This window comes from Streptomyces sp. NPDC046379 (genome assembly GCF_055587785.1).
Genome location: NZ_JBVJFP010000026.1, coordinates 13,462 through 29,511 on the forward strand (window position 1 = coordinate 13,462; position 16,050 = coordinate 29,511).

Here is a 16,050-nt window from a genome sequence, read left to right on the forward strand (position 1 = left end):
CGCCTGCCCGGACGGGGCGAACCGATAGCCGATCTTCTGACTTCCTCGACTTCCCGGCCTTCTGAGCTTCTGATCATCGAGAGGACAACCACCATGAACGGACGGAACTTCAGCACCGGCATTCCGGCGATGGACTTCCTGGTCACCTTCCTGCGGGCCCGCGTCGAGCGTGCCCGCTCCGGCGAGCTCGACCGCGGCGCCTCCGCGGTGGAGTGGGTCATCATCTCCGCGGTCGTCGTGGCGATCGTCGGCGTCGTGGCCGCCATCATCAACGCCGCGCTGAGCGAGGGCGCCAACAAGGTCGGCGACTGCATCAAGGGCGCGGACGCGGGCAAGACCTGCTGATCGCTCGTACGCGGGCGGGTGCGGGTGACCGGGGCACGGGGGTTGACGGAGTGACGGTGTGAGGGGGTCGATGGTGGGCGTGAGCGCATGGGTGCGCCGCCGGGCGAGAGCAGCGCGCGAGGGCGTGGCCGCCCGCGGCGACTCCGGCATGACCGCGATCGAGTTCGTGCTGCTGACCCCCGTACTGTTCTTCATGATCTTCGCGACGGTTCAGTTCGCGCTGTACTTCTTCGCCGACCACGTCGCCCAGGCGGCGGCGCAGGCGGGCGCCCGCAAGGCCCGCGCGACGGCCGACGAGCAGCCGGGCGGCTGGCGGGGCGAGGCGCGGGGCGTGGTGGACAGCTACATCGACCAGCTCGGCCCGCAGCTGGTGCTGTCGCCGACCGTGACGATGCTCCAGCCGGAGCCGAACACGGTGGGCGTGGAGATCACCGCGCGGGTCCCGACGGTGTTCCCGGGCCTGGACCTGACGGTGCACGCGCGGTCGGCGGGCCCGGTGGAACGCTTCGTGCCGGAGGGCGAGAACTAGATGAACCTCTCCCCGCCGCGGCGCTCTCGGCCGGCGCACGACGAGACCGACCGGGGCCTGTCCACGGTCGAGGTCGTGATCCTCGCACCGGTGATGATCCTCTTCATCCTGGTCCTGGTGGCGTTCGGCCAGCTGGTCGACGGCCGCGGCGCCCTCGACGGCGCCGCCCGGGACGCGGCGCGCGCCGGCTCGATCCAGAAGGACCACGCCACGGCGATGGCGGAGGCCCGCAAGGCCGCCGAGGCCAACCTGGAGGACGTCTGCTCGGGACCGGTGTCGGTACGGCAGACCAGCGCCGGTTTCGCGCCCGACACCATCTTCACGATCGAGGTCAGCTGCGAGGTGCGCGGCCTGGCCATGCTGGGTTTGGACATCCCGACGACCCTGACGTCGAGTTTCAGCTCTCCGCTGGACCCGTTCCGGAGGTCGGCGTGAACGCGCGCTGGTGGACCGTCCGCCGCAGGGCACTGGACGACTCCGGCTCGGGCGCCGGCGCGGTGATCATCTTCGCGCTGGTCTTCCTCACCCTCTCCGCCTTCGTGATCGACGGCGGCCTGTCCATCTCCAAGCGGGAACGCGCGGCGGACATCGCCGAACAGGCGGCGCGCTACGCGGCCCAGGACATCGACCGCGAGGCCCTCTACGACAACGAGGGCGGCCCCGCGCCGATCAACTACGAGAACTGCGACGCCCGCGTGAAGGCGTTCGCCCGCGAGATGAACATGACCGGCGCCGACATCGCGGCGAGCCGGTGCGTGACGGCGACCGCGGAAGTGGTCGAGGTGGACATCCAGTTGACGTACTCACCGGTGTTCACGGGGTTGTTCTACGGCGGGGACGTGGTGGTGCACGGGCAGGCCGTGGCGGAGAACGAGGTGGGGTGAGCGGCGCTGCCGACCGGGCCCGGCGAAGCTCCTTCGCCGCTCGGCGGAAGCGTCGTGGCCGCCTGTTCCGAGGAGTTGCGGACTGTCCCGGCGACTACTTGCCGCCGCCCTTCTCCTCCGTCTTCACCCCGTCCTTGGCCTTCTTGGCGAGGTCCAGGTCCAGCTTCTTGAACTCGCGGACGACCGCGTCGGACATGTCGGCGAGGGCGTCGAGCTGCTGGGTGATGTCCTCGCGGCCGTCCTCCCAGTTGGACTCGAAGTCGCCGAGTGCCTCGTTGACGCTGCCGTGGGCGATGTCGTCCCGGTACGACTCGAAGAGCTTCTTGGTGTGGTCCAGCCGGGTCTTGATGGACCGCAGCTTGCCGCCGTAGCCCTCCAGTTCGCTCAGCGGAAGCGCGAGGTCGCTCTTGCCCTTGCCCATGTGTCAGCTCCTCAGCACGCCGAAGGGTCACGGACGGGTTCAGCGTACGGGCTGACGGGACGTGGTGGGCCGTGACCGGCGCGCGGTGTGACGCGTTGATCACACCCTTCAGGAAGGAGAGCTGATGGTCGGCTCGTCACATGAGGGTCTGCACCGGGGCAGCCAGAAGGACCCGGCGGGATTCACCCGGACCCTTCAGCGTGTGCTGCACGTTCCGATCCCCGAGCCGCGGGATTCGCGGTGCTCAACGCGGACCTCACGGAGACGTCCGGCCGGTACGTCGGGCGGAGAGGTAGATGTTCGTCACCTGGCCGGCTTCGGACTCCGCGCCGACCGGGTGACTTGTCACTGGAGGATTCCCAGCTCCTTCGAAATGTCGATGAGTCGGGAGGCGGGTACAGCGGGTGCCGTGTATTTCATGCTTCTGACGTGTGCGAGAAATTCGTTCGACAGGGAAACGTGATACATGGCGACGTAGTAATGCAAGTCTTCTCGCCAGATCCATAGGCCATCTGTGCGCAGGGAACCAACGCCTGTCATGTCTGGAGCGTCCGGATCGAGGACATCCGGCCCTGCGCTGGTCTCGCTCCAGAGACCAGTACCATTAATGAGGTACGAGATGATCCTTTTTTCGTCGGGCTCCCCCTCACTTTTGACGGCGTTCCTGATCGATCCGTCCGTCAGGAGATGCCAGCCCGGCGAGAGTTCGAGGAAGAATCCGACGGTTCGGATCACTGTAAACCCCCTTGGGGTGGTCGGCATGAGTGTGCGGTGTGTCATCGCGGCAAGTTGCGTGCCGGCTGTGCGGTCGCTGGAATCGGCAGCCCGCTCGTTGGCGGTGCCGGGGAGAGGATTCGATGATGCCGGTCCACTACTTCTTCAGGCACGAGGTCGCCCTGCTGGTACGTCAGACGAAGCGGAAGGTGCCGGTCACCGCGTCGAAGATGTCGTGGAAGGCCTCGGCCAGGTCGAGCACCGGACTGGCTCCGGAGACGAGGACGACCTTGTCGGTGGTTCCGGGGACGGGGATGTACGTCTGCATCAGGACCATGCGGAGGGTGCGGCTGTCGCCGTGGGCGACGGGCACGTCCTCCACGCCGTAGGTCCGGGCGGCGGGGCCGACCTCGGGAATCTCGACGGTCGTGACCTTGCGCCAGGCGTCGCCCTCCCGGCGGGGTGTGATCGTCCGGAGGTTCTCGGCGATGGCCCGGGGGTCGGTGGACAGGGTGACGCCCTGCTTGTTCTCGGCGCCGAGGACGGAGACCGTGACGGTGGCGGAGAGGGGCACGCCGTCGAAGTTCTCGGCCATGCAGCCGAGGTAGACGGCGCCGGAGTCGTGGGCCTCCTTGGCCATCTTGCGGAGCATGGCGGTCAGGTCAGTGCGATAGGGCGACAGTTCCGGCATCTCGCGGATCCGCTCGTCGACCAGTGCGCGAATGGTGGTGTCCCGGCCTTCCGGGCGGATGTCGAACTCCCACCAGGAGTCCGGTACCGCCAGCGAGACCCCGACTGGCACCCCCGCTCCGACATGAGCCATAGGGCGACTTTCAGTCACCTGATGTCAACTCCTCAATTCCAATATCGGTCGGCTAGGAGGAGGTAGGCCTGGTAAAGATCTGTCGCCGTTCGACGGAGAGTCGACTCAATTCCTCCGTGGAAATCTTGGGCACTGAGTAGTCGTGCTCGCGGATGAAAGCGAGAAAATCGGCGGGAAGGGTGATGTGGTATCGGCTGAAGTAATAGCGTAGATCCTCTCGCCACAGCCAAACGCCATCAGTCCTCAAAGAGTCGGCACCGATGATCATTTCTTCTCCTCCGAGCGCGTCTCGACGTGCTCCCATGGCGGAGAACAATTCGTGACCCGATGCCAGGTAGGTTGTGATGCGCTGACTGTCCGGCAGAGGGTGCTCAGACGTCGATCGGGTCAGTTCCGCGGCTGAGTCATTTTGAAGGTGTGCAGGCAGGAATTCGCGCTGAATTGCGAGTCGTAGAGTCATTGTGTTGCTCCGTGGATGACGTCAGTCGGTGAGGGGGAGGAAAGTCCGCCAGTAGCCGTCGTTCGCGATCTCTGGAACCTGTGGCTCGCTGATTGTTCGGTCTGTTCCAACTGTATCTGTTGGCGCCTTGACAGGTACTCCCAGGTTGTTGGCCACGTGCTGGGCTATGGGAACGTCGTCGACTCCCTCGGCGATGCTGCCCGAGTGGCAGGAAATGAGCCGAACTGGTCCGCCGTCGTACGCGGGATTTCCGCGGACGGCGTCGGCCAGGTGTGACGGATGGAGTTCTGATGCGAACTCTGTCCCGTAGTGATTCACGCGACCGGGGACGGCCATTCCTTCATCGGCGCCGTGAACGATCACGTCGTGATAGCCGGTCTCCGGCTTGACCTTGGCGAAGTTCGCCAGTGTGCGTTCGTCGTACCCGATGGCAGTCGAATGGTTACCGTGGTATACGGCGTCGCCTGATATGAGCTCGGCGTCGGGTTTGCGTGCGGGTGGGGCCGGGATTCTGGAGTCGACGCTCTGCAAAGCCTTCCAGAATCTGGCCTTCCCCATCATCGCCGTGCTGCGCAGATTCCGGGCGTAACTGAGGAGACCGCTGGTGATGCCGTGCTGGAAGGCTGCCCCCAGGCCTTTCATTCCTCCCGCCTTCCACAACATCCCCAGCTTCGCCAGGCTGGTGATGCCCTTCGTCGCGGGTATGCAGTCCAACGCCGCCCACAGCAGGTCTCCCCATCCCGCCGTCCCGTTGAGCACTTTTCGTATCGTGTCCGCCAGGACGATCAGGGCCGCCGCGAAGACCAGCCAGCCCAGGGGGCCGCCGACGATCATCACGATGATGCCGAGAATGGCCACGACCCATTTGCAGACGGTGACGATCTCGTCCCAGTGGTCGGAGACCCAGTCGCCGATCTCCTCCCACCAGTGCCGGTTGGGGATGCCGGCGTCGGACGCCTCCCGGAGTTCGGTGACCGTGCGGCGCGCCGCCTCCTCTCGCAGTCCTGCCGCCTGGGCGGCGAGCTTCTTGGCCGCGTCGAGGGCGTTCCGGGCCGACTCGACGTCTCGCTGGGCCGCCGCCCGGCGGGCCTCGGCGTGCTGGGCGTTGCGGGTGGCGCGGCGGACCTCGGCCTCGTCGGGCTCGGGGACGTCCCTACCGCCGTCGGGCTTCGCGGTGGCCGCGCGTACCCAGTCCTCGGCGCCCGCGAGCGACGATTGCGCGGCGTTCAGCTCGTCGCGGGCCTTGCGGCCGTCACGCAGGGCCCGGTCCGCCTTCTCCTGGGCCGTCTGCAAGTCGGGCCAGAAGGAGGCGAGAGCGTCGCCGGCCAAGTCGTAGGACTTCCTCAGCTTGCGCAGCTTCTTGGGGGCGTCGCCGAACTGTTCGGCGAACACCTTCGCCGTCTTGCCCGCCCAGGTGAGGATTTCCTCCTCCTTGGCCAGGCCCTTGAGGTCGCGCAGCGCTTCGCCCACGTCGTCGGCGAAGTCGTGCAGGGCGCGCGCCAGTTGGCGGATGCGGTCCGGGTCGCCGGGTGTCGGGTCCTTGTCCAGGTCGAGTACGTGCCAGTCCGTCGGCCTGGGGGACACCGTCCTCAACTCCCGTCACGTCCGTCAGCGCCTGCCCTGCAACGGCGTCGAGACTAATCGAGGTCTCCAGCCGTGGCGGGGTGCCGAGTCGTCGAAGATCCCAGGAGCCAACCGCCGCCCATCCGCCCGCCCACGGCCCCGGCCGAGTCCATAAGATCCCGGTAGGCTCCACCCAACCCCCCAGCCCCCACGACCGGATACCTCCTCCCACACCCCAGGACACCCGCCATGCCACGACGCCGCACCTCCAGCTCGGCCAGCTCGACGGGGACGCCGGTGAACCGGACGCCGCAGCCCGTGCGGATACGGCGGAGGTCGTTCGGGGACTTCGTGAAGGCGTTCTTCGCGCTCGTGGCGTTGCTCGGTCTCGTCGTCGGGGTGCCGGTCGCGCTGGCGACGTTCACCGGGTGGCCGTTGCCGACCGAGGCGCCGTCGCTGGACTGGCTCAGTGAGCCGGTCACCGTCGACACGTTCCTGAACATCCTCACCTTCGTCGTCTGGCTGGCCTGGGCGCAGTTCACCGCCTGCGTGCTCGTGGAGGTCAGGGCCGCGTTGTCCGGCGTCGGCGTGCCCGGGCGGGTGCCGGGCGCCGGGCCCAGTCAGCTGCTCGCCCGGCAGCTGGTCGCCGCGCTGCTGCTGGCCGGGGCCACGGCCGCGAGCTTCGCTCCGGGGCTGTCGCAGCTCGGGCAGAACCTGGAGGGCAACCAGAGGCCCGCCGTCGCCGCCGCCCAGCAGACGCCGGGGATCTTCCTGCAGCAGCAGGAGCAGGCCGCCGCCGCGACCGCCGCCGCGGTCGCCGAGCAGGCGTCCCACGCCGAGGTGAACACTCCTGCCGCACAGGGCGACACCAAGTACTACCGGATCCAGCCGCCCGAGGGGCGTCACCACGACTCCCTCTGGGAGATCGCCGAACGGCACCTCGGCGACGGGCGCCGGTACAAGGAGATCTTCGAGCTCAACAAGGACCGGGTGCAGCCGGACGGTTCGCGGTTGTCGGAGGCGAGCCTCATCCGGCCCGGCTGGATCATGGAGATGCCCGGCGACGCCCGCGGCGGCGAGCTGGTCGAGATGCCCGACGAGGCGGCCGAGGTGTCGCCCGAGGTCGAGCAGCAGATCGACGAGTACGCCAAGAGCGGGAGCGGTCACGCGCAGGGCGGCGGAACAGGCGGCGCCGGCGACGCCGAGGTCTCGCTGCCTCCGCAGCGGCCCGCTCCCGGCGCCGGCCTCGACCGGCAACCCGACTACCGGCAGCCCGGCCACCAGCAGCCCCGCGCCGTCTCCGCCGCCGGCCACGACTCCCGCTCCTTCGGACTCCCCGAGGCGCTCCTCGGCGCCCCCCTCCTCGCCGCCGGTCTCCTCGGCGCCCTCGGGCGGCGTCGCCGGCAGGCCCTGTGGCAGTCGACGCTCGGCGCCGTCGGCGGGCGGCGCGGGATGGAGCCGCCCACGCCCGCCGGGGACGCCCTCGACGTGCAGGACGCGCTGCTCGTGGGCGCCGACCCCGAAGGCGTACGACTGCTGGACCGGTCCCTGCGGGGACTGGCCGCCGCCCTGACCGCCGAGTCGCGCCCGCTGCCCACCGTGTACGCGGCCTGGCTCAGCAACGGCGACCTGCACCTCCAGCTCGCCCAGCCGGCCGGGAAGCCGCCCGCGCCCTGGCGGCTGGGGCAGGACCAGACGTTCTGGCTGCTCGCCCGCGCCGACGCCGAGCGGTACGAGGACACCGACGCCGCCGCCCCGTACCCCGGCCTCGTCTCCCTCGGCGCCATGGACGACTCCCGGCTGCTGCTGAACCTGGAGGCCGTGCCCGGCATCGTCTCGCTCAGCGGCAGCGAGGCCGACCGGGCCGCCGTGTTCGCGTCGGTGGCCGCCGAGCTGGCCACCAACGGCTGGTCCGACCGCATGACCATCACGCTCGTCGGCTTCGGCGAGGACCTCACCCCGCTCGCCCCCAACCGGCTGCGCCACCTCGACGGCGTCGACGACCTGATCGAGACCATGGAGGCCGAGACCCGGCAGCGGCGCGGGGCGCTCGGCGCCGCCGGGCACGACTCCGTGCTCACCGGCCGCACCGGCCCGGCCCGGCACACCCGTTGGGCCCCGCACCTGGTCCTCCTCGCCGCCCAGCCCTCCGCCGAGGACGCCGTCAAGCTCGCCGAACTCGCCGCCGACGCGAGCCGCCTCGGCATCGGCTACCTCGTCGGCACCGAGAGCGGCGAACTCCCCGGCGCCGCCTGGGAGATGGAGATCACCGGCGAGGGCAGGCTGCTCGCCCCGCTGCTCGGCCTCGAACTCGACGCCCAGCTCCTGCCCGCCGCCCAGCAGCGCGCCGTGGTCGAGCTGTTCGCGGCGGCCGACCCCGACCGCGATCCCGACGGCCCCACCCACACGCCGCCGTTCCTCGTCGACATCAGCGAACAGGGACGGCCCGCGGTGTACGCGCGGCTGGTCGGGCCGTACGAGATCATCGGTCTGGACGCGCCCGACGGGGAGCGCAGCGCGCTGCTGCACGAGGCGCTCGCGCTGCTCCTGCTGCACCGCGAGGGCGTCCACCCGCGCGTGCTGACCTCCGCGCTGTGGCCGCGCGGCGTCACCGACGACGTGCGCGAGGCACTGCTCGACCGGCTGCGCGCCTGGCTCGGCGCCGACCCCGACGGCAGCCCCCGGCTGCGCACCGACGGCACCGGCAGGCTCACCCTCGCCAAGTCCGTCGTCTCCGACCTCGACGTGCTGCGCTCCCTCTACCACGAGGCCACGCGGGGCCGCGGCGTCGACAACCGCGCCGTCCGCGGCCGGCTGCTCACCGACGCGCTGGTGCTGGTGCGCGGCCCGCTGCTCGCCGACCGGCCCGAGGACCGCTACCGCTGGCTCACCCACGAGATCGTCGACGCCCAGCTGCCGCTCCTCGTCGCCGACATCGGGCTCGCCCTGTCCGCGTTCCACCTGGAGAAGGACCGCGCGGAACGGGCCATCGAGGCGCTGAACGCCGCCCTGCGCACGGCGCCGGCCGACGAGCGGCTCTGGCACGAACTGCTGCGCGCCACCCACGCCACCGGCGACGCCGGCCGGCTGCGGTCGCTCGCCGCCGACCTGGTCGTCCGCAGCGGCGCCCGCGGTCTGCCGCCGCGCACCGAGGCGCTGCTGGACGAACTGCTGCCTGCCTGGCGCGCCGGCGCCACCGAGGCGGGATGAGCGGCGGCCTGCCGCTCGTGCTCGCCGCCGCGGGATGGGGAGCCGCGGCGGGAACGCTGCTGCCGCGGGCCGCGTACCGGTTCTCCGTGCCCGCGGGGGAGCCGTGGCGCAGCGCGTGTCCCGCCGGGCATCCGCTGCGGGGGCGCGGGGCGTGTGTCCGGTGCCCGGGCACGCCGCCGGCGCTTCCCCTGCTCACCGGCCTGGTCTGCGGCGTCCTCGCCGCCGCCACCGGCGCCCGGCCCGAGCTGGGCGTCTGGCTGCTGCTCGCGCCCGTCGGGGTGCTGCTCGCCGTGATCGACGTGCGGGTACGGCGCCTGCCCGACCCGCTCACCCTCCCCCTCGCCCTGGCCGTCCCCGCCCTCCTCGGCCTCGCCGCCCTGCTGCCCGGCCACGCCGGCGACTGGACGACCGCCCTGCTCGCCGCCCCCGCCCTCGGCGCCGGGTACTTCCTCCTCTTCCTGCTCAACCCGGCCGGCATGGGCTTCGGCGACGTGAAGCTCGCCCTCGGCGCGGGCGCCGCGCTCGGCTGGTACGGCTGGCCGGCCCTGCTGCTGGGCACCTTCGCCGCGTTCCTGCTCGGCGCGCTGTACGGCGGCGCGCTGCTGGTCGCCGGGAAGGCCGGGCGCAGGACGGCGATCCCGTTCGGCCCGTTCCTCCTCGCGGGCGCGCTGGGCGGGATGCTCGCGGGGGCGTACGCGGCCTGACGCGGGGCCCGGGGAAGGGCTGGCGTAGGCTGAGCCAGTCCGTCCACACCCTTGACGCCTTGACGAAAGGGACGCCCGGTGACCGAGAAGGCCGACCTCCAGTCCGTGCTCGACCGTGCCGCCGAGGGGGGACGGATCACGCCCGAGGAGGCGCTCGACCTCTACCGCGACGCCCCCCTGCACGCGCTCGGCGCCGCCGCCGACGCGGCCCGGCGCCGCCGGTACGCGGGCGTCGAGCACATCGCGACGTACATCATCGAGCGGAACATCAACTACACCAACGTCTGCGTCACCGCGTGCAAGTTCTGCGCCTTCTACGCCCCGCCCAAGGACACGGCCAAGGGCTGGACCCGCGACCTGGACGACATCCTGCGCCGCTGCGCGGAGACCGTCGAGCTGGGCGGCACGCAGATCATGTTCCAGGGCGGCCACCACCCGGACTACGGCGTCGAGTACTACGAGAAGCACTTCGCGGCGATCAAGAAGGAGTTCCCGCAGCTCGTCATCCACAGCCTGGGGGCGAGCGAGGTCGAGCACATGGCGCGGATCTCCAAGGTGTCCGTGGAGGAGGCCATCCAGCGGATCCACGCCGCCGGCCTCGACTCCTTCGCCGGCGCCGGCGCCGAACTGCTCCCCGAGCGGCCCCGCAAGGCCATCGCCCCGCTCAAGGAGAGCGGGGAGCGGTGGCTGGAGATCATGGAGACCGCCCACAACCTGGGCGTCGAGTCCACCTCCACGATGCTGATGGGCACCGGCGAGACCAACGCCGAGCGGATCGAGCACCTGCGGATGATCCGGGACGTGCAGGACCGCACGGGCGGCTTCCGCGCCTTCATCCCGTACCTGTACCAGCCGCAGAACAACCACCTCAAGGGCCGCACCCAGGCCACGATCTTCGAGTACCTGCGGATGATCGCCGTCGCCCGCCTCTTCTTCGACAACGTCGCCCACATCCAGGGCTCCTGGCTGACCACCGGCAAGGACGCCGGCCAGATGACCCTGCACTACGGCGCCGACGACCTCGGCTCGGTGATGCTGGAGGAGAACGTCGTCTCGGCGGCGGGCGCCAAGCACCGCTCCAACCTGATCGAGATGATCGAGATGATCCGCACCGCCGACCGGGTCCCGGCGCAGCGGTCCACCACGTACGAGCACCTCGTCGTCCACGACGACCCGGCCAACGACCCGGTGGACGACCGCGTCGTCTCGCACATCTCGTCCACGGCCATCGAGGGCGGCACCGCCCACCCCGAGCTGAAGATCCTCGCCGCCAACTGAGGCCCGCTTGCTGACGGTTCACTGCGACTCCCGGGGCCGCGCCCTCGCCGTGCGCGGCGAGTGGATCGCGGCCGCCGGCCCGCTGGACGACGTCCTCGCCGCCGTCGGCGAGGGCGCGCGCGTGCGGCGCTGGCCCGGCATCCTCACGCCGGGGCTGGTCAATCCGCACGGCCTTGAGCTGCTGGAGCAGGCGTACCACCCGGACCCGCGCGAGTCCGGCGAGCTGGGCGACCGCCCGCTCACCGGGGACGCGCTGGCCGCGCTGCCGATGAACGACGCGCGCTGGGGCGCCAGCGCCCGGCGCGGGGTGCAGCGGATGCTCGCGCACGGCACCGTCGCGGTGGCGGGGGAGCCCGCCCGCCCCGCCGTGGCGGCGGCCCTGCGCCGCTCCGGCCTCGCGGTGGTCGGACGGCTCGGGACACCCGGCGGCGTGCCGGCCCTCGATCCCTACGAGGCCGGAATCCCGGTGGAGTTCGCGCCCGCGCGGGAGACCGGGTCGGCGGCGCGGTTCGCCGTGTTCGACGTGGGCGACGAGGCGGAGCTGGCCGAGCGCGGGGCCGGGACGTGCGTGGCCACGGTGGTGGCGGGGCGGCTGGTGTACCGGAGCCGGTGAGTCCGGAGGCGCTCGCGGAACCGGTGGGCTCTGCCGTCTGCCTCTGCTGCACGTGGGCCGAGGACGCCGCCGCGCGCGGCGGGCCGAGGCTGCTGCGGTGGCGCCGTACCCCCTCCTGCCACAATGACCCCGTGACCCGCGCATCCCTGAACAAGCAGCCGCACGAAGTCGCCTCGATGTTCGACGACGTGGCGGAACGGTACGACCTCACCAACGACGTGCTGTCGCTCGGCCAGGACCGGGTGTGGCGCAGAGAGGTCGCCCGCGCCGTCGACGCCCGGCCCGCGCAGAAGGTGCTCGACCTGGCCGCCGGCACGGCCACCTCCTCCCTGCCGTTCGCCCGCACCGGCGCGTACGTCGTCCCCTGCGACTTCTCCCTCGGCATGCTGCGGGTGGGCAAGCAGAAGCACCCCTGGCTGCCGCTGACGGCGGGCGACGCGACGCGGCTGCCCTTCGCCGACGACGTCTTCGACGCGGTCACCATCTCGTTCGGGCTGCGCAACGTGCAGGACACCGACGCGGCGCTGCGCGAGATGCTGCGGGTGACCCGCCCCGGCGGGCGCGTGGTGATCTGCGAGTTCTCGCACCCGACGTGGGCGCCGTTCCGCAAGGTCTACACCGAGTACCTGATGCGGGCGCTGCCGCCCGTCGCGCGGGCCGTCTCCTCCAACCCGGACGCCTACGTGTACCTCGCCGAGTCCATCCGGGAGTGGCCCGACCAGCCCGCGCTGGCCGCACTGCTGCGCGAGGCCGGATGGTCCAGGGTGGCGTACCGGAACCTGTCCGGCGGGATCGTGGCCCTGCACCGGGGCTTCAAGGCGGGCTGAGCCTCACCCGCGGAGCCCGAGGAGCAGCACGGCGCCCGGGTCGCCCGACGCGGCCTCCCGCTCGCGGCGCAGGCCCCCCGGCGGCGTCCGGCAGCCGCGGCTCGCGCACGCCCGAGCCTCCGCCGCCCTCGCCCGGGGTCGGACCACACGGCGACCGCCGAGCCGCGCGGCGCCTCGGCGTCCGGCGGCGGGTACTGCCGTGCGACGTGGTACACGACCGGGCGGTGGAAGCCGGGTCGGTCGGGCGCGGTGAGCCGGACGCCGTGCGCGTCGGCGGCCGCACGGGCGTCCACGGCCGTCGGACCGACGAGCCCGGTCACGCGCACCTGGCGCGTCCTGGGCGTGGTGGGCACGGTCGTCACCCCCAGCGGTACGGGCGGCGTGGCCGCCGGGGAGGGCGCCGGAAGCGTCAAGTGGCTTTCCGTAGCCGAAACCGGACGAACCTCACGCGGAGTGAGCGAGGTCCAGTCGGAGTCGGTAGCAGTGGGCCGGCTGGTGCGAGTCGGGGCTCGTGAAGGTCTCGGCGAGGTGCATGCCGAGCCGCCGGGTGACCGCGATCGAGCGGTGGTTGGCGGCGCGGACCATGGCGACGACGCCGTTGACGCCGCGTGCCCGCAGCCGGTCCAGCGTCATCAGCGCGGCGGCCGTGACGTACCCCTTGCCCCAGTGCTCCCGGCCGAGCCGCCAGCCGATCTCTATCTCGCCCGTCGGCCCCCAGGGCCGCTCCCAGGGCTGCGCGCCGGTGAAGCCGAGGACCCGGTCGTGCTCGTCGAGCACGGTCCACAGGCAGAAGCCCAGCTCGGCGTCGTGCTTGCGCTGGCGGGCGGTCAGCTCCTCGTAGACGGACAGTTCGGCGGACCGGCCGCCGTGGAACTCCATGACGTCCGGGTGGTCGAAGACCCGGTGCCAGGCGACCGCGTCCTCGTCGGTGGGGACGCGCAGCCGTACCACGGGCAGAACTCGGTTCACTGGGCATCCCTTCGGCCGGTTGATCAATTCTGCTGAATAGACTGCCCGTGTCCAGTGCCGATCGGCACACAGATTCCGAACTTGGGGAGATCCCGCCGTGACTGACGCGTCCGAGCCCCACTCCGTACCCCTCTCCGAGAACACCGCCGATGTGATCGTCGTGGGCGCGGGCCCGGCGGGTTCCACGACGGCGTACCACCTGGCCAAGGCGGGTCTCGACGTCCTGCTGCTGGAGAAGACCGAGTTCCCGCGCGAGAAGGTCTGCGGCGACGGCCTCACGCCGCGCGCCGTCAAGCAGCTCGTGGCCATGGGCATCGACATCTCCGAGGAGGCCGGCTGGCTGCGCAACAAGGGCCTGCGCATCATCGGCGGCGGCGTCCGGCTCCAGCTGGACTGGCCGGATCTCGCCTCCTTTCCGGACTACGGGCTGGTCCGCAAGCGCGACGACTTCGACGAGCAGCTCGCCCGGCAGGCGCAGAAGGCGGGCGCCCGGCTGTACGAGCGCTGCAACGTCGGCGCCCCGATCATCGACGACCGCACCGGCCGCATCACCGGCGTGCACGCCAAGCTGGGCGAGGAGAAGCGGGAGGTGACCTTCCACGCGCCGCTCGTGGTGGCCGCCGACGGCAACTCCACCCGCCTGTCGGTGGCGATGGGCCTGCACCGCCGCGAGGACCGGCCGATGGGCGTCGCGGTGCGCACGTACTTCACCTCGCCCCGCCACGAGGACGACTACCTGGAGTCCTGGCTGGAGCTGTGGGACCGCCGGGGCCCCGGCGAGGACCGGCTGCTGCCCGGCTACGGCTGGATCTTCGGCATGGGCGACGGCACCTCCAACGTCGGCCTGGGCGTGCTGAACACCTCCAGCTCGTTCAAGGAGCTGGACTGGCGCGAGGTGCTCATGGCCTGGTGCGGGTCCATGCCCGAGGAGTGGGGCTACACCCCGGACAACATGACCGGCCCGATCCGCGGCGCCGCGCTGCCCATGGCCTTCAACCGGCAGCCGCACTACACCCGCGGGCTGCTGCTGGTCGGCGACGCCGGCGGACTGGTGAACCCCTTCAACGGCGAGGGCATCGCCTACGCCATGGAGTCCGCGCAGCTCGCGGCCGACGTCATCGTCCAGGCGCACGCCCGGGCCACCCCGGCCCAGCGCGAGGCGGCCCTGCGGCGCTACCCGCAGGTCCTGAAGGACACCTACGGCGGCTACTACACGCTCGGCCGGGCCTTCGTGAAGCTCATCGGCAATCCGAAGATCATGAAGCTCGCCGCCGAGCGGGGTCTCACGCACCCGATGCTGATGCGGTTCACCCTGAAGCTGCTCGCCAACCTCACCGACCCGACGGGCGGCGACGCGATGGACCGGATCATCAACGGGCTGAGCAAGGTGGCGCCGAAGGCCTGACACCGTCGCAGGCCGGCCGTACGGCGGTCACGCCCCGCCGACGGCCGCCCTGCGCGCCCCGCCGTACGGCCGGGCCTGCGCGGGCCGTTCACGGCCGTACGGCGGCCCCACGGCCGTCCCGCACGGTCGTAGGGCCGCCGTACGACGGCCAAGGGGCCGCAGCCCCGAGCGGCTGCGGCCCCTTGCTGTGCCCTTGTGGCGTTTCGTCGCCCTGGCCGACCCTCGTGTCCGGCGTCAGAGGACGCGGACCGCGCCCGACGCCGGGTAGCCCGACAGGTCCTGGATCACGACGCCCTTGGAGGGGTTCGCCGCGTCGAGGTACTGGCCGTTCCCGATGTACACGCCGACGTGGTACGCCGAGCCCTTGCCGCCCCAGTACAGGATGTCGCCCACCGCGAGGTTGGACAGGGAGACGTCCGTGCCCACCATCGACTGGTCCTGGGAGACGCGCGGGAGGTCCACGCCGACCTGGCGGAAGGCCGCCTGGACGAGGCTGGAGCAGTCCCAGGCGTTGGGGCCGGAGGCGCCCATGACGTAGGCGTCGCCCAGCTGCGCCTTGAGGAAGGCGATGACCGTCGCGACGCTGCCGCTCGCCGGCGCCGAGGCGGTCGTGACGGTGGCCGTGGCGGCGGCGGACGTGGTCGTCGTCGCGGTGAGGTCGGCCCGCTCGGCGTCGCGTGCGGCACGCTCCGCGGCGGCCCTGCGCGCGGCCTCGGCGGCCTTCTTCCGGGCCTCCGCCTTCTTCTTGGCCTCGGCGAGGTCGGCCCGGGCCTCCTTGGCCGCCTGGGCGGCCGCCGCGTCGCGCTCCGCCTCCAGCTCGTAGTTCGCGGCCGCCAGCTCCGTGGCGTCCGCGGACTGGGCTACCTGGGCGGCCAGGTCGGCCGTGAGGGTGGGCAGTTCGAGGGTCTGCGTCACCGGCTCCGCGGCGTTCGCCGCGGCCGATGCGCCGGCCACTGCCACGGTGCTGAGGATGCCACCGGCCACTCCGGCGCGCACCGCCACTGAGGGCGCGTTGCGGCGGGGCTTCCGGTGGCTTCGTATGTGAGCGGTGTGGGACATGAGACCAACCGGTATCAGGGGCTCCTCATACCTTCAAGAAACGTGTCCTGCGCCACAGTTGTTCAATCGGTGGCCCGAAAGCCCGGTCCGTCCTTCTTTATTGACGCCGTAACGGACAATACGGACGCGGCGTCTCAGGCCCTTGATCACGGGTTTTCTTCATTACGTCCGAATTGCCCGCGACCTACCATCGGTTGGGATGGTTGGCCAAGCCCGGTTCTCAGGGGCCTCTCGTGGATGTGGCGG

General features: G+C 71.4%; 16 protein-coding genes. 10 read left to right on the plus strand and 6 right to left on the minus strand.

Annotated features, from left to right (window positions below; translation table 11 throughout):
• Positions 1-93 precede the first annotated feature (93 nt).
• The 4 genes from ACZ6KF_RS31215 (at position 94) to ACZ6KF_RS31230 (ending at position 1,758) form a co-directional block, all read left to right on the plus strand.
• Positions 94-345: a hypothetical protein gene (locus tag ACZ6KF_RS31215; RefSeq protein WP_129799371.1), complete on the plus strand. Its 252-nt coding sequence runs from the start codon at positions 94-96 to the stop codon at positions 343-345.
• A gap of 148 nt (positions 346-493) precedes the next feature.
• Positions 494-874, plus strand: coding sequence for a TadE family protein (locus ACZ6KF_RS31220; protein ID WP_469160105.1), 381 nt, complete (start codon positions 494-496; stop codon positions 872-874).
• Positions 875-1,309 carry a TadE/TadG family type IV pilus assembly protein gene (locus ACZ6KF_RS31225; protein ID WP_356632372.1) on the plus strand — a complete coding sequence of 145 codons (435 nt, stop codon included), beginning with the start codon at positions 875-877 and terminating at the stop codon, positions 1,307-1,309. It abuts the gene before it with no gap.
• Complete coding sequence (locus ACZ6KF_RS31230) at positions 1,306-1,758, plus strand: pilus assembly protein TadG-related protein (protein ID WP_469178375.1); 453 nt, start codon at positions 1,306-1,308, stop codon at positions 1,756-1,758. Before ACZ6KF_RS31225 ends, ACZ6KF_RS31230 begins: the two co-directional genes overlap by 4 nt.
• Positions 1,759-1,852: 94 nt before the next feature.
• Here the strand turns inward: ACZ6KF_RS31230 and ACZ6KF_RS31235 are convergent, their stop codons facing one another.
• From ACZ6KF_RS31235 to ACZ6KF_RS31250, 4 genes are all read right to left on the minus strand, one after another.
• Positions 1,853-2,179: a hypothetical protein gene (locus ACZ6KF_RS31235; RefSeq protein WP_469178377.1), complete on the minus strand. Its 327-nt coding sequence runs from the start codon at positions 2,177-2,179 to the stop codon at positions 1,853-1,855.
• A 345-nt stretch (positions 2,180-2,524) separates the two neighbouring features.
• The gene (locus tag ACZ6KF_RS31240; RefSeq protein ID WP_356632366.1) at positions 2,525-2,914 is read right to left on the minus strand and encodes a hypothetical protein; all 390 of its coding nucleotides are present in this window, start codon (positions 2,912-2,914) and stop codon (positions 2,525-2,527) included.
• A 172-nt stretch (positions 2,915-3,086) separates the two neighbouring features.
• Complete coding sequence (locus tag ACZ6KF_RS31245) at positions 3,087-3,608, minus strand: hypothetical protein (RefSeq protein ID WP_469178409.1); 522 nt, start codon at positions 3,606-3,608, stop codon at positions 3,087-3,089.
• A 589-nt stretch (positions 3,609-4,197) separates the two neighbouring features.
• Positions 4,198-5,760 carry a WXG100 family type VII secretion target gene (locus ACZ6KF_RS31250; protein WP_356632364.1) on the minus strand — a complete coding sequence of 521 codons (1,563 nt, stop codon included), beginning with the start codon at positions 5,758-5,760 and terminating at the stop codon, positions 4,198-4,200.
• Between the two features lie 228 nt (positions 5,761-5,988).
• Between ACZ6KF_RS31250 and ACZ6KF_RS31255 the strand changes: the two genes are divergently transcribed.
• From ACZ6KF_RS31255 to ACZ6KF_RS31275, 5 genes are all read left to right on the plus strand, one after another.
• Positions 5,989-8,949, plus strand: coding sequence for a BTAD domain-containing putative transcriptional regulator (locus ACZ6KF_RS31255; protein ID WP_469241432.1), 2,961 nt, complete (start codon positions 5,989-5,991; stop codon positions 8,947-8,949).
• Positions 8,946-9,653 (plus strand): prepilin peptidase, encoded by a 708-nt coding sequence (locus ACZ6KF_RS31260; protein WP_469241434.1) that lies wholly within the window; start codon positions 8,946-8,948, stop codon positions 9,651-9,653. Before ACZ6KF_RS31255 ends, ACZ6KF_RS31260 begins: the two co-directional genes overlap by 4 nt.
• 78 nt (positions 9,654-9,731) lie before the next feature.
• Positions 9,732-10,931 (plus strand): cyclic dehypoxanthinyl futalosine synthase, encoded by a 1,200-nt coding sequence (mqnC, locus tag ACZ6KF_RS31265; protein ID WP_356632358.1) that lies wholly within the window; start codon positions 9,732-9,734, stop codon positions 10,929-10,931.
• A gap of 7 nt (positions 10,932-10,938) precedes the next feature.
• Positions 10,939-11,544, plus strand: coding sequence for a hypothetical protein (locus ACZ6KF_RS31270; protein WP_469241436.1), 606 nt, complete (start codon positions 10,939-10,941; stop codon positions 11,542-11,544).
• A gap of 131 nt (positions 11,545-11,675) precedes the next feature.
• Positions 11,676-12,371, plus strand: coding sequence for a demethylmenaquinone methyltransferase (locus ACZ6KF_RS31275; protein WP_356632354.1), 696 nt, complete (start codon positions 11,676-11,678; stop codon positions 12,369-12,371).
• 444 nt (positions 12,372-12,815) lie between these two features.
• On the opposite strand, the gene ACZ6KF_RS31280 is transcribed toward ACZ6KF_RS31275, so the two are convergent.
• Positions 12,816-13,340 carry a GNAT family N-acetyltransferase gene (locus ACZ6KF_RS31280; protein ID WP_469241438.1) on the minus strand — a complete coding sequence of 175 codons (525 nt, stop codon included), beginning with the start codon at positions 13,338-13,340 and terminating at the stop codon, positions 12,816-12,818.
• A gap of 97 nt (positions 13,341-13,437) precedes the next feature.
• Here ACZ6KF_RS31280 and ACZ6KF_RS31285 point away from each other — a divergent pair, with 97 nt between their 5' ends.
• Positions 13,438-14,745, plus strand: a complete 1,308-nt coding sequence (locus ACZ6KF_RS31285; protein WP_469241440.1) for a geranylgeranyl reductase family protein — start codon at positions 13,438-13,440, stop codon at positions 14,743-14,745.
• Between the two features lie 234 nt (positions 14,746-14,979).
• On the opposite strand, the gene ACZ6KF_RS31290 is transcribed toward ACZ6KF_RS31285, so the two are convergent.
• Positions 14,980-15,804 carry a C40 family peptidase gene (locus ACZ6KF_RS31290; protein ID WP_469241442.1) on the minus strand — a complete coding sequence of 275 codons (825 nt, stop codon included), beginning with the start codon at positions 15,802-15,804 and terminating at the stop codon, positions 14,980-14,982.
• Positions 15,805-16,050 lie beyond the last annotated feature (246 nt).

Coding starts and splice junctions, on each gene's coding strand:
- ACZ6KF_RS31260 (WP_469241434.1), top strand. CDS start 8,946: ATGAGCGGCGGCCTGCCGCTCGTGCTCGCCGCCGCGGGATGGGGAGCC.
- ACZ6KF_RS31225 (WP_356632372.1), top strand. CDS start 875: ATGAACCTCTCCCCGCCGCGGCGCTCTCGGCCGGCGCACGACGAGACC.
- ACZ6KF_RS31255 (WP_469241432.1), top strand. CDS start 5,989: ATGCCACGACGCCGCACCTCCAGCTCGGCCAGCTCGACGGGGACGCCG.
- ACZ6KF_RS31220 (WP_469160105.1), top strand. CDS start 494: ATGACCGCGATCGAGTTCGTGCTGCTGACCCCCGTACTGTTCTTCATG.
- ACZ6KF_RS31235 (WP_469178377.1), bottom strand. CDS start 2,179: ATGGGCAAGGGCAAGAGCGACCTCGCGCTTCCGCTGAGCGAACTGGAG.
- ACZ6KF_RS31215 (WP_129799371.1), top strand. CDS start 94: ATGAACGGACGGAACTTCAGCACCGGCATTCCGGCGATGGACTTCCTG.
- ACZ6KF_RS31290 (WP_469241442.1), bottom strand. CDS start 15,804: ATGTCCCACACCGCTCACATACGAAGCCACCGGAAGCCCCGCCGCAAC.